This is a genomic window from Loigolactobacillus rennini DSM 20253, from assembly GCF_001436505.1.
Lineage (GTDB): Bacteria > Bacillota > Bacilli > Lactobacillales > Lactobacillaceae > Loigolactobacillus > Loigolactobacillus rennini.
In genome coordinates, this window is record NZ_AYYI01000039.1 from 1 (window position 1) to 12,756 (window position 12,756).

Here is a 12,756-nt window from a genome sequence, read left to right on the forward strand (position 1 = left end):
GGCCTAGTACTTTTGGAATGGAAATACTTTCCAACACCAAAAATTCTAGACCCAATTAAATATAATTCTTTTTCATACTGTTTACACTTAATAAAAAAGAGAAGCTGTGAAAAATCACAGCTTCTTTTTATATTGATTAAGACAGCATTAACCTTGAGTTGGATTATGCGTGTGGTCAGGAGCAGTGTCAGGCATTGCTTTTAAAGTTGCCATGTCTGCTTCGCTAATTTCGAAATCTAATTGTGTGTTGCTCTTAATGTGGGCTTCATTAACAGCTTTTGGCAGCGGTAGAATACCATTTTGCAGGCAGAAGCGCAGAGCTAATTGTGCCGTGCTAACTTGGTATTTACCTGCTAATTGTTGCATTTTGCTGTTTTGCAACAAATCACCGGTTGCAAGTGGTGAATAAGCTTCAACTAGCATGTTGTGATTTTTAGCAAATGTTGTGATTTTAGGTTCTGTATAGCCTACGTAATATTGAATTTGATCAACCATCGGTGCCACTTTAGCAGTTGGTAAGATGTTTTGTAAATCGTGAACGTTAAAGTTAGACACGCCAATTGCTTTAACTTTACCAGTTGCGTAAATATCTTCCATTGCTCGCCAAACTTCGATGTTTTCTTTGTCACAATCTTTACCGATTTCGTCCCATGGCCATGGGGCGTGAACCAAGTAAAGATCTAAATAGTCAATGTCTAATTGTTGCATTGTGCTCTTGAAATCAGCCATTGCACCATCATAAGATTTTGTTTGGCCAGGTAATTTAGAAGTGACGAAAATATCTTGCCGCGGGATGCCAGAATCGCGGATTGCACGACCAACATCTGCTTCATTTTGGTAAGCTTTTGCGGTATCAATGTGTCGATAGCCAGCTTTTAACGCGGCTGCTGCAGCGTTGTAGGCAGTGTCGCCAGTTGGAACCTGCCACATGCCAAAGCCAACTTTAGGGATTTTAACGCCATTTGTGAGTTGATAAGTGTCTGTTAAAATAGCCAAATTTTTCACCTGCTTTTTAAGTTTATTACAAGTTTCATTATACACATTTTCATCAAAAGTAGGGTTGAATCAGCTTGTGTTTGGCTTTATTTCAGGTCAGTTTGTGCAAATAATTTTAGAATAGTTTGTTTAGTGTGGGCTGTTTGTAATTGATTAATAAAGGTTTCATGAGTTAATAATTTTGCAGTAGCCGACAAATAGTGTAAGTGACTGCCGGCATCAGTTTGTGGAATTAAAAATGAGATAATAGTGTCAACCGGTTGGTGATCAAAGGTTTGCCACTTAATTGGCTGCTTTAATTTAAGAATTAACATTGCTGATTGTTTGATGGTACGATCCTGTGCGTGAGGAATCGCAATGCCTTTTTCCATGCCAGTAGAATTTTCTGCTTCACGTGCTTGATATTTAGTTAATACGGCAGCTGTATCGGTTGCCAGGTGATTTTTGACGGCAAGTTGTGCTAAAAATTTTAAGACGGCTGTTTTATTTTGTGCAGGAACATCTAACACAATATTTTCTGGTTTTAAAATTGCCTGTAATGGTGATTGCTCAGTATTTGTTTGTGTCTTAATCACTGTTTGGGGTTCAGCTTTAGGGTTGCTATGTTTTTTGGCTTGGCGACCAGCAAAATAAGCTAATAGCATACCTGAAACTAATGCACCTAGTAAAATCCAAAGTACCCAGAGTAGCGGGTGGTTGACTAACGGTAAAATAATAAAGCCACCGTGTGGTGCGGGAACTTGAATGTGTGTTGCATAAGTTAGAGAAGCAGAAATCGCGGCACCAACCATAAAGGAAGGAATATTAGTGAATGGATTTTTGGCAGCAAAAGGAATTGCACCTTCAGTAATATGCGTTGATCCTAGTAAGAAATTAACGTAGCCAGCACTGCGTTCGGCTTTAGAATAAGCTTTTTTATTGAATAAAACAGCAAAACCAGTTGCTAATGGTGGTGCAATGCAAGCAGCGGATACACCTGCCATAAAATAGAAATTCCCTTGAGCTAAAAGTGCTGTACCAGTTAAATAAGCTGCTTTGTTAATGGGACCACCAAAATCAAATGCGGACATGCAACCAACTAAAAGACCTAAAATAATGGGATCACCATTTTGCATTCCTTTGAGAAAATTCATCATTCCCAAATTAAGCCCTTTCATCGGAGCTGAAATGAACCACATTAACATGCCTGAGATGAAGACGCCTAAAACTGGATATAAGAAAATAGCTTTTAAACCGCGAAATTCTTTGTCTGGAAGCTTTTTTAATAATTTTTGCAATAAAATAATTGTATAGCCAGCGAGATAGCCTCCTAAAATGCCGCCTAAGAAACCTGTTCCATTAGTATAAGCGATCATGCCAGTTGCGAAGCCGACAATTAATCCAGAGCGTTTACTAATTGCTTCTGCAATGTAGGCACAAAGTACTGGTACCATTAAGTTCATGGTGGTACCACCAATGGTATTTAATGTTGCTGCAAAAGCATTGTATTCTGCACTTTTTGGATCAGCGGAATAAATTCCCCAGAAAAATGAAATTGCAGTTAAGACACCACCAGCAACCACTAATGGGAGCATGTGGGAAACACCATTCATTAATGAAGTATAAATTTTATTGACCCAAGTTTCTTTGGTTGTTGTCGTTTTAGTTTTTGTTGCACTTTTGCCCTGTGGTTGATAAGGGGTTAGGTTAGGATTCAAGACTTGATTGATTAATTTGTCAGGGGCTTTAATTCCTTGTGCGACCGGCACAATAACCACTTTTTTGCCAATAAATCGCTCGGCACCAATGTCAATGTCTGCGGCAACGATAACACCTTCAGCAGCATCTATTTCAGCTTGAGTTAAAGGATTATCAACCCCAGTTTGCCCATGCGTTTCAACTTTAATGGTTAGGTTGCGTTTAGCTGCCGCTTGTTCTAATGCCTCTTGTGCCATATAAGTATGTGCAATACCAGTGGCACAGCCGGTTGCTGCAATTAATTGATAATCTGCCATGTTATCACTTACTCCTTAATTTCATTAATATGGATTTGCGAAGTTAATGCATTAACGTGCGTAAAGTCGGTTATCCAACTTTGTTGAGCAGTATCGCTGCCAGCAGCAATGCTTCTACGTAAATTGGCTTGCTCTGTTAGATGTTGGATTTTGCCCGCAATGAAGGTGCCCAGCATCGTATCACCAGAACCGGCTGTATTTAAAACATTAATTTCAGGTGCGTTGCCATAATAGACTCGCTTTGTTGTAATTAAGCAGGCACCTTGAGCACCTAATGATAATAAAACATTTTGAGCACCTTGTTGAATTAATTCCTGAGCAGCATGAATTAATTGAGTACGTGTTGTTTGTGCTGGTAGCTTAAGCCAGCGTGCTAATTCTGCCTCATTTGGTTTAATTAAATAGGGTTGATAACGTAATGTTTCAAGGACAGCTGCATAACTAGTATCAAGTACTAATCGAACTTTTTTTTGCTGCATTTTTTGAGCGATCAGTATCAAGATATCTGGTTCAATACCTTGAGCAAAACTGCCAGAAATACAGAGCCAGTCGCCACTTTGTAGTTTGTCTAATAATTTTAAAAGATTAGTTTGCGCTTTTTGATTAACATAGGGGCCTTTATTCACCAACTTGTATTCTTGTTGTTGATCAAGTACACGTGTAAAGACATTAATTCGCGTTAAGCCATCAATCGTAATGAATTGGTTTGGAATTTGGTTTTGCGTTAAAGTGTCGCGAATGTATTGATTAGTAAAACCGCCACCAATACCCAGCGCAGTGTTATCAATACCAAGCCGTTTTAAAATGAACGAAACGTTAATGCCTTTACCATTAGCTTGAACGTCAGAATTATTGGTCCGGTTTACAGTGTTTGGTTTCATTTGTGTTGTTTCGATAAATAAATCAATTGCTGGATTTAAAGTTAAGGTATAAATCATTATTTTCACCTACGTTTGTTTGTTAAATTTATTATAGTGTGATTTCAGCTGTAAATGTTTTCAACTTTAACGTGTTTGGCAGGCAAAAGTTGAAAAAATGTTACAATGTTGGTTATTAACATAATGAAGCAGGTGATATCGATGCAAGTTAAATTAAGCGTTGCAGAAGCATATTTATGGCATTTCATTCAAACCCATCAACAGCAGGTTATTCACTTATCAATTGTTAAGTTAAGTGAGCTAGCTAATGTTTCCACAGCAACTGTTGTCCGGACCATGAAGAAACAAGGTTATTCGGGTTACACTGCTTTTCGGCAGAAATTAATTTTAGCGCAACAGGATACTGCAAAATATGATGTGTTAACACATGCTAGTAAAGAAATTCGCTCAGTAATTTTAAAAAATGAAACCGAGGTTTCTAAAACATTACAGCAATTAGATTTTGGGACGATTGAAGATAGTGTACAAAAGTTACATGACGCCAAGAAAATTTACATTTTTGCTCGGGGATTGTCTGAATTAATTGCTCGTGAAATGTTAATTAAATTTCAATTATTAGGCAAAAATACGGAAATGCATAATGATCCCAACATTATTCGTACAATAAGTAAGCGAATTCATTCCGACGAAGTTGTTATTTTAATTACGTTAAACGGGCAAACGGCAGAAATTGTCACTGCGGCACAAAACCTAGCTGCTAACGATATTACGATCATCACGTTTACAACAGATCAACAAGCACCGGTTGTGTCATATTCAGATTTGGTATTTTTGGGTTATAAATCGGGATTATCCTATTTTCCAGAATATGAAGTACGTTCGAGATTACCGCTACAAGTGATGACACGGATATTGACGGATGCCTATGCAGTTAGAATTAAGCAGTAGTTATTGGTCGAATATGCTATGATTAAAATAATTAAATCACAATTGACAATTACTAGGAGCGAATGCGATGCTTAGAAAAAATAAAGCCTACCACCTTAGCATTCTGGCGATGTTTATTGCCGTGATCATCATCCAGAATTTTGTGCCCTTATTTGGTTACATTCCTTTTGGGTTGTTAGATTTAACAACCATTCATGTGACAGTCGTGATTGCCGCTATTATTTTAGGCCCTAAAAATGGTGCATTAATTGGTGGTGTTTGGGGATTAATTACTTTTGTCCGTGCATTTGCGGCGCCAACCAGTCCATTAGCGCCATTAGTATTTACTAATCCAGTTGTCTCAATTTTGCCCCGAATTTTAATTGGTGTTGTTGCCGGTTGGACATTTATTTGGTTAAATAAAAAAATTAAACAGACACCAGCCATGATGTTGGCCGCCATTGCTGGAACGTTAGTGAATACACTTTTAGTTTTAACTTTAATTTATGTATTTTACCGAACGCCAGCGGTTGCTCAGGCATACGGAACGGCTGATGTTAGCCGTCTGGGCGGTTTGTTGTTAGCTGTAGTCGGTGCAAATGGTATTCCAGAAGCGATTTTAGCCGCAGTAGTTGCGCCATTAATCTGTACGCCATTACGGCGCTTTCAACAGCGCCGTTAGGATTGCGCCACAAAGTAAAAGGCGTAAAACTAGAACATGATGATTGATATGTTACACTGAAAATAACTTATTTCACGGCATTTTTTTGCCACAAAGGATTGAAAAATGGCACCTAAATTATTTACAGAAGTCGTTTTAGAATTTTTTATTTACGCGTTGATCGGTTGGCTGTGGGAAACTAGCTTAGCAGCAGTTAAACAGCGTAAATTTGTGGATACTGGTTTTTTACTAGGTCCAATCACACCGATTTATGGTTTTGGTGTTATTGGCGTCATTCATTTGTTGCGTCCGTGGCAGCATCATTTAATTTGGCTATTTGTGTTAGCCACGATATTAGTCAGCGCATTAGAATATTTAACGGGGTCAATATTGGAAATTTTATTCCACATTAAATGGTGGAACTATGAAAATGTTCCTGGAAACATTCAAGGACGAATTGCATTGCCTATTTCGCTATTTTGGGGTATTTGTTGCGTGCTAATCATTCGATTTGTGCAGCCTGAAGTAGTTAAATTAATTTCTTGGTTAACGCAGTTTGGTTTTATTCTTCCTGTTGTATTAATTGCGTTGGCGTCTTTTGATTTTGGCTTTACGTTGGCTAATCTGCAATCATTTCGGCAGAAACTGGAACGGCTTAATTTGGCAATTGAAGAACGCCGGAATCAGCTTAGTTCTGATGTTGCAGACTTAAAAACGGATGTTCATGAAAGCTGGGCCGATTTCTTAAAACGTAAGCCGCAACTACAGGCGCGGTTGACTAACCTAAATTTTGGTCAGCGGCACCTATTGCGCAGCTTTCCGAATTTACGAACAGATAACGCTGATGTGACTAAACGTTTAGATGAAATCAAAGAATTGATTGCAGCGTTACTGAAACGGGATTAAGCCTATGGCCTGATGCCACAATTGCTATTAAAAATTCGGCCTCTAGATGAATGTCTAGGTGCCGGTTAGTATTTTTGGTGCTTAATGATTAAATTAGTTTAGTGCTTGATATTAGACTTGTTAAGTTAATCATGAGAAAATAATGTTAGTTTAAGCGCATTACTAGGAGGCTAAAGCAGATGTCAGAAAAATTAACAATGGCTGTGATTGGGTTTGGTAAAAGTGCAACTCGCTACCATTTGCCTTACATTATGCAGCGAAAAAACATTCAAGTGAAATGGATTTACGCCCATCATTTGAATAAGCGTCCTGAAACGCAAAAAGCTTATGAACAGCATGGGATTACTTTTACAGATCAGATTGACACAATTCTCACGGATCCTGCTGTTCAATTACTCACGATTTGTTTGCCACCAAGCTTGCATTTTGAGTTTGCTAAACGTGGTTTAACAGCTGGGAAAAATGTATTAGTTGAAAAACCATTTACAGAAACAGTTACAGAAGCCAAGACACTTTTCGAATTAGCAGCAACCAAGCATTTATTGGTAATGCCTTATCAGAATCGGCGGTTTGATGGTGAATTTTTAGCATTGAAGCAGGTTTTACAAACCGGTTATTTGGGTGAGCCGTTAGAATTAGAATCACATTTTGATCATTATCGGCCTGATCCACAAATTAAACATGGTGCTGCCATTGATGGGACTTTTTATGGTTTAGGTAGTCATCTCATTGATCAAGTTGTGGCATTGTTTGGACGACCACAACAAGTCAGTTATGACATTCGAGCTCAGCAGAATCCTGTTAGTACAGTAGATGACTATTATGATGTTGATTTATTCTATGATAATTTCAAAGCCATTGTAAAAAGCAGCTTTTTAGTTGCACAGCCGTATCCGCGCTTTATTCTTCATGGCACACAAGGCAGTTTTGTAAAATATGGCATTGATCAACAAGAAAATGATTTAAAAGCTGGCATAACACCTGCTGCAACAGATTTTGGCTTGGATAGTCCTAAGTTTTATGGTGAATTGACTTATCAAAATGCTAATGGTGATTGGATTAATAAACAATTACGTACGCCGCGCGGTGATTATGGGCGTGTATATGATGGCTTGTATGCTAGCATTATTCAGGGAAAGGCACCCTTAGTCACTAGGGAACAGGCACTGACTGATTTAGAAATTTTGACTGCTGGTATTAAACAAGCGAGTCCTAGTATTTATCGATTAGCAACACAATAAAAGAACAGTGGTAATTGATTGACGTTACTCAATCAATTACCACTGTTTTTAATTACTTAAATGTTGGCATTAATGAAACTGTTTGTTGAGCCATTGAATGGCTAGATTAAACCAAGTCGCAACATGGGGCAAAATAGTTTGTTGATCTGCACCGGTCAGTGGATTAGCAAGTGCTAAGCCATGTGGTCCTTCCGGATAAAGATGATATTCAACTGAAACGTGTTGCTTTTGTAGAGCCATGACGTAACTGGTTGCATTGATTGCTGGTACGACATTGTCTGTCGTTGTGGTCCAAACAAAACTAGGCGCATTGGCTGAGCGAACTAATTTATCAGCAGCTAATTTTTCTGGATTCGAGGTCCAAGTTGCTAAAGCCGCTTCGTCAGTGGGGAAACCTAATTGCGGTGAGATCACTGGATAGCCCATCATTGCAGCATTAATTTTAATATCTGCTAAAGTTAAACCGGTCAGCTTAGCAAAATCTGGTTGGTGAAAATAATCATTGTACAATGCCGCGATGTGACCGCCTACAGAAACGCCTAAAATGGCAATTTGTTGTGGGTTAAGGTTAAATTGAGCAGCGTTTTGCCGTAAAAAGCGGACTGCTTGTGCCAATTCAATTAAAGGCTGCGGCATTAATGGCTTTTTTTCACTCACTAAGGAATAACGTAAGTAAAAGCTTTGGAAACCTTTGCCAGCAAAAGCGGTGGCTAACGCTTCAGTTTGTTCAATGGGGATCTTTTTATAAGCACCACCTGGTAAAATAATCATTGCTGGCAGTGTTTTGTAACTCCCAGCTGGATCTGGCGTTTGTACGTATCCCTTTAAGTAAGCGTGATCGTTTAAATTTTGTTGAATAATTTGCATTTGAAAACACTCCTTTAAATCTTTACTTTCATTATACGCTTTTTATCCAGAATAAACTGATAACGGAAGAAGAGGCACTTTCTTGAAGTTAAAATCAATGGTAGCTCCAAAAATGGTTATTACTTGTCAAATTGGTACCCACGAGTTATACTTTTGATATGGTATGTAAACGCTTTATTTAGGAGTGATCAAAATGGCAGAAAAAACGATTATGTTAGTCTGTGCAGCAGGTATGTCGACTAGTTTGTTGGTTTCAAAAATGCAAAAGGCGGCTCAAGCAAAGAATGTAGATGCAGAAATATTTGCAACCGCAGCATCTGATGCAGACAATGAATTGGATAAGCGTCATCCTGATGTTTTGATGTTAGGTCCACAAGTTCGCTATATGTTAAAAAATTTCCAGACGCGATTAGACATACCAGTAGAAGTCATCAACATGCAGGATTATGGTATGATGAATGGTGAAAAAGTATTGAATGAAGCCTTGCAAACTATTGAAAAAGCAAATTAATTTAACTAGAAGACATAAAAAAGCAGCCTGATTTAGGCTGTTTTAATGTATTAATCAGCTCATTTAGGAGGCACTAATAATGACAGAGACAAGCGGGCTGCCAACTAATTTTTTATGGGGTGGTGCTGTTGCAGCACATCAATTAGAAGGCGCTTGGCAAGCAAATGGTAAGGGAGTCAGCATTGCAGATGTTATGACAGCAGGACGTAATAAAGTTCCCCGTGAGATTACGGCTGGCGTCATTCCTGGTAAAAACTATCCCAATCATGAGGGAATTGATTTTTATCATCATTATAAAGAAGACATTAAATTATTTGCAGAAATGGGTTTTAAATGCTTTCGGACCTCAATTGCTTGGACGCGGATTTTTCCTAATGGGGATGAAACAGAACCTAACGAAGCCGGTTTGCAATTTTATGATCGGGTATTTGCTGAGTGTTTAAAATATGGGATTGAGCCAGTCATCACATTGTCACATTTTGAAATGCCTTATCACCTGGTAACTGAATATGGTGGTTGGCGCGATCGGCGGGTGATTGATTTCTTTGTTCGGTTTGCAACAACTTGCTTTAAGCGTTATCGGCACCAAGTTAAGTATTGGATGACTTTTAATGAAATCAATAACCAGATGATGTATACTAATGATTTTACCATGGCGACGAATTCAGGCTTGGTTTTTCGGCATGATGAGGATAATGCAACCCGGGAAGCATTGATGTACCAAGCATCGCATTATGAATTAGTTGCGAGTGCACTAGCAGTTAAAATCGGGCACCAAATTAATCCCAACTTTGAAATTGGGAGCATGGTGAACTTTACACCGTTATATCCTGCTTCAGCGAAACCAGCAGATATTTTAGTCGCACAAAAGTTGATGCAACGGCGTTATTGGTGGTCAGACGTTCAGGCTTGGGGAACTTATCCCAATAATATGGTGGCTTACTTTAAACAAAAACAATTATGCTCGGACATTACAACTGAAGACCGCGTAGTTTTACAAGAAGGCACAGTGGATTATATTGGTTTTAGTTATTATAATTCTTTGACAGTGGCGGCTACCGCTGATGGTAAATTTAAGATTGCTGCAAATCCAGCACTAAAAGCTAGTGAATGGGATTGGCCGATTGATCCAATTGGTCTGCGTTATGCCTTAAATTGGTTGCAGGATCGTTATCATTTACCATTAATGATTGTTGAAAATGGATTAGGTGCGCGCGATAAGGTGACCGCAGATGGTCAGATTCATGATCCTTATCGAGTTGAGTACTTGCGGGCTCATATTCAACAGATGATCAAAGCTGTTAATGATGATGGTGTTGATTTAATCGGTTATACGCCTTGGGGCTGCATTGATTTAGTTTCTGCTGGAACTGGTCAAATGTCTAAGCGCTATGGTTTTATCTATGTTGATAAGGATGATGCAGGTAATGGTAGTTTGGCACGTAGCCGTAAAGATTCGTTTTATTGGTATCAAAAGGTAATTCAAACTAACGGTGCGGATCTTAGCTAAGCATTGTCATTTCGGCATATAAGTGAACTAGCTTGTTAATGCTAATGATAGGTGCTGTAGTAGTGGGCATTTAGGTGGAAAATGCTTACTGTAGTGCATGAGTTAGTGTTGTGTTTGAAAAAGCCGTACCATGGTTTAATATGGTACAGCTTTTTTATTGATTAAATGATTCAATTTTAAACTTACGGTTATTAGCCGATGCGACAAGTGATTGTTAATCCTTATTTTTAACCGCAATGAAACGCTTTTTAATAAAGTAAGCGACTGCAACTGCACAAACTAAACTTAAAACAATTAAAGTGAGTTGCGCAAAAATATCAACATAACCAGCGATTTGTTGCCAAGCTTTGCCAGCATAAAGGCCTAATAAAACCAAAACACTATTCCAAATTAGAGTGCCTGCTGTCGTTAATAATAAAAATTGGCCCATTGGGATTCTTGTAGTACCGGCAGGGATTGAAATTAAACTACGAACAATGGGAATAAAACGGCAAAAAAAGAGTGTACTTTTACCATGTTTCATGAACCAATGCTCTGCTTTTTTTAAATCAGACTGTTTTAACCGTAACATGGTACCAGCTTTACCAGCAATCAGTCGCTCTAAGCGTTCAACGGATAATAATCGCCCGACGGCATAAAGAACCACAGCGCCAACTACAGAGCCTAAGGTTGCAATCAATGTCACTTGTGGCAAAGCCATGGTGGAGTGAAGTGTCATAAAACCGCTAAACGTTAACACGACTTCTGAGGGTATTGGTGGAAAAATATTTTCCAGTGTAATTAAGAAAAAAACACCGAGGTAACCAAATTGGTCGATGAAATTGACGATCATATTTTGCATTAAGTTGCCTCCAGCTTTAAATGATTTGTTTTTACACTATAGCGTGAAAGCTGGGCAACCGTCAATTAAAAGCCATATAATTAAGGTTAACTTTAAAACTTTATCCTTAAAATTTACCGCTGCTGCAGGACTGTCGGAAACTATTTGCTCAAATTCTCCTTGGGCTGTTTTTTATTTGCTAGGTTTTGATGATTTTGGGCTAATTTTCGTTGAAATTCAGATGGCGTTCCCGGTTGCCGGTTTAACTTGGAGAATTCTCCTTTATACTGCATGGCATTATCTTGTTCGGCAAAGCGATTGCCAATAAACATGATAATTGAGCCTAAAACAATAACGCCAATACCACTCCAGGTCAGTAAACTAATCCGCTCTTGCAGCATGAACATAGCCATTAAAGGTGCTAACGCAGGTTTAATGAAAAAGACTAATGAAGCGGTTGAAACATCGGCGGTTTCCATGGCCAAAAAGTAAAAGCCAAAGCCCCCGGCGGTAACGCCAATGCAAATGTAAGCTAGCAACAAAAAGGTTTGTGGTGTAATGCCTTGTATAAATGGTACAGCAGCAAAAATGCGTAGGGCAGGTCGCGCAATTAATAAATTGTTAATCGCTGGTACGTGTGAAATCCCCATAAAAACGGCTAATTCAGCAGCACCGGCTAAAAAGGTCAAACTAGTCATAGTTAAACCGTTGAAATGTCGGTGCATGGAGCCCCAACGAGAAATAATTGAGTATAGGCCAAATGTAACGGCAGAAGTCAATGCTAATGTCATGCCTAGAGGACGTGTTAAATGAGCGGGGTTAACGATAATCACTAACCCGATTAATGAAATGAGAACGGCAATTAAATTAGTTCGGCTCAGTCGCTCGTGTAAAATGAGATAAGAGAAGATTAAAGCAAAAATAGGATTACAGCTAAATAAAACTGCCACTGTGGAAGCTTGATCACTTTCAACTGCTAATTGATAAAATGTCATACTGATGACAACACAGCTGAACCCAGTAATTAGAAATAAAGCCAGGTCACGGCTGGTCAACCTAAAGTGCTGCTTTTTAAGCGCACGAATTGCAAAGGGTAGTAAAAACAACCCGCCGATTAAAAAGCGCAAAAAATTAAGCTGGATGCCATTAAAGGCTTGTCCAGCCAATTTTAGTGCAATTTCCATTGAACTAAATAAAATTGTCGAAAGCAGTACGTATAAATAAGTGCGTTTCATAAAAAAGAATCGATCCTTCCTCCAAGCAATATAACTACCATTGTAAAACCGATTGAAAACTTGTCAATGGTGGTATTTTTATTTACTAGGTGGCAAGATCGTTAACTGAGATGGTTCAGTAACTAAATATTAGCCGGTTACGGTTTGCTTTTTGTTATGGTAGATTGTAAAATTTAAGTTGAACATATTAATGGACAGAAAAACCCATAA

Annotated in this window: 12 protein-coding genes; 6 read left to right on the forward strand and 6 right to left on the reverse strand. The window is 38.6% G+C overall.

Going from position 1 to position 12,756, the window contains the following annotated elements:
- Positions 1–147: 147 nt before the first annotated feature.
- From FC24_RS06440 to pfkB, 3 genes are all read right to left on the reverse strand, one after another.
- Positions 148–996 carry an aldo/keto reductase gene (locus FC24_RS06440; protein ID WP_057874073.1) on the reverse strand — a complete coding sequence of 283 codons (849 nt, stop codon included), beginning with the start codon at positions 994–996 and terminating at the stop codon, positions 148–150.
- Positions 997–1,082: 86 nt separating this feature from the next.
- Positions 1,083–2,990 carry a fructose-specific PTS transporter subunit EIIC gene (locus FC24_RS06445; protein ID WP_057874074.1) on the reverse strand — a complete coding sequence of 636 codons (1,908 nt, stop codon included), beginning with the start codon at positions 2,988–2,990 and terminating at the stop codon, positions 1,083–1,085.
- 8 nt (positions 2,991–2,998) lie between these two features.
- Positions 2,999–3,928: a 1-phosphofructokinase gene (gene pfkB / locus FC24_RS06450; protein WP_057874075.1), complete on the reverse strand. Its 930-nt coding sequence runs from the start codon at positions 3,926–3,928 to the stop codon at positions 2,999–3,001.
- A 123-nt stretch (positions 3,929–4,051) separates the two neighbouring features.
- On the opposite strand from pfkB, the gene FC24_RS06455 reads away from it, so the two are divergent.
- From FC24_RS06455 to FC24_RS06470, 4 genes are all read left to right on the forward strand, one after another.
- Positions 4,052–4,816 carry a MurR/RpiR family transcriptional regulator gene (locus tag FC24_RS06455; protein ID WP_083485653.1) on the forward strand — a complete coding sequence of 255 codons (765 nt, stop codon included), beginning with the start codon at positions 4,052–4,054 and terminating at the stop codon, positions 4,814–4,816.
- Between the two features lie 67 nt (positions 4,817–4,883).
- The gene (locus FC24_RS06460; RefSeq protein WP_057874077.1) at positions 4,884–5,477 is read left to right on the forward strand and encodes an ECF transporter S component; all 594 of its coding nucleotides are present in this window, start codon (positions 4,884–4,886) and stop codon (positions 5,475–5,477) included.
- A gap of 105 nt (positions 5,478–5,582) precedes the next feature.
- Entirely contained in the window at positions 5,583–6,362 is a 780-nt protein-coding gene (locus tag FC24_RS06465; RefSeq protein ID WP_057874078.1) for a putative ABC transporter permease, read from the forward strand.
- A 179-nt stretch (positions 6,363–6,541) separates the two neighbouring features.
- Complete coding sequence (locus FC24_RS06470) at positions 6,542–7,603, forward strand: oxidoreductase (RefSeq protein WP_057874079.1); 1,062 nt, start codon at positions 6,542–6,544, stop codon at positions 7,601–7,603.
- A 69-nt stretch (positions 7,604–7,672) separates the two neighbouring features.
- Here FC24_RS06470 and FC24_RS06475 read toward each other — a convergent pair whose 3' ends face one another.
- Positions 7,673–8,470, reverse strand: coding sequence for a lp_1002 family arylesterase (locus FC24_RS06475; RefSeq protein WP_057874080.1), 798 nt, complete (start codon positions 8,468–8,470; stop codon positions 7,673–7,675).
- A gap of 193 nt (positions 8,471–8,663) precedes the next feature.
- Between FC24_RS06475 and FC24_RS06480 the strand changes: the two genes are divergently transcribed.
- The gene (locus FC24_RS06480; RefSeq protein WP_057874081.1) at positions 8,664–8,981 is read left to right on the forward strand and encodes a PTS sugar transporter subunit IIB; all 318 of its coding nucleotides are present in this window, start codon (positions 8,664–8,666) and stop codon (positions 8,979–8,981) included.
- A gap of 79 nt (positions 8,982–9,060) precedes the next feature.
- The gene (locus FC24_RS06485; RefSeq protein ID WP_057874082.1) at positions 9,061–10,491 is read left to right on the forward strand and encodes a 6-phospho-beta-glucosidase; all 1,431 of its coding nucleotides are present in this window, start codon (positions 9,061–9,063) and stop codon (positions 10,489–10,491) included.
- Between the two features lie 214 nt (positions 10,492–10,705).
- On the opposite strand, the gene FC24_RS06490 is transcribed toward FC24_RS06485, so the two are convergent.
- Entirely contained in the window at positions 10,706–11,332 is a 627-nt protein-coding gene (locus FC24_RS06490; protein ID WP_057874083.1) for a DedA family protein, read from the reverse strand.
- 140 nt (positions 11,333–11,472) lie between these two features.
- Entirely contained in the window at positions 11,473–12,546 is a 1,074-nt protein-coding gene (locus FC24_RS06495; RefSeq protein WP_057874084.1) for a DMT family transporter, read from the reverse strand.
- Positions 12,547–12,756 lie beyond the last annotated feature (210 nt).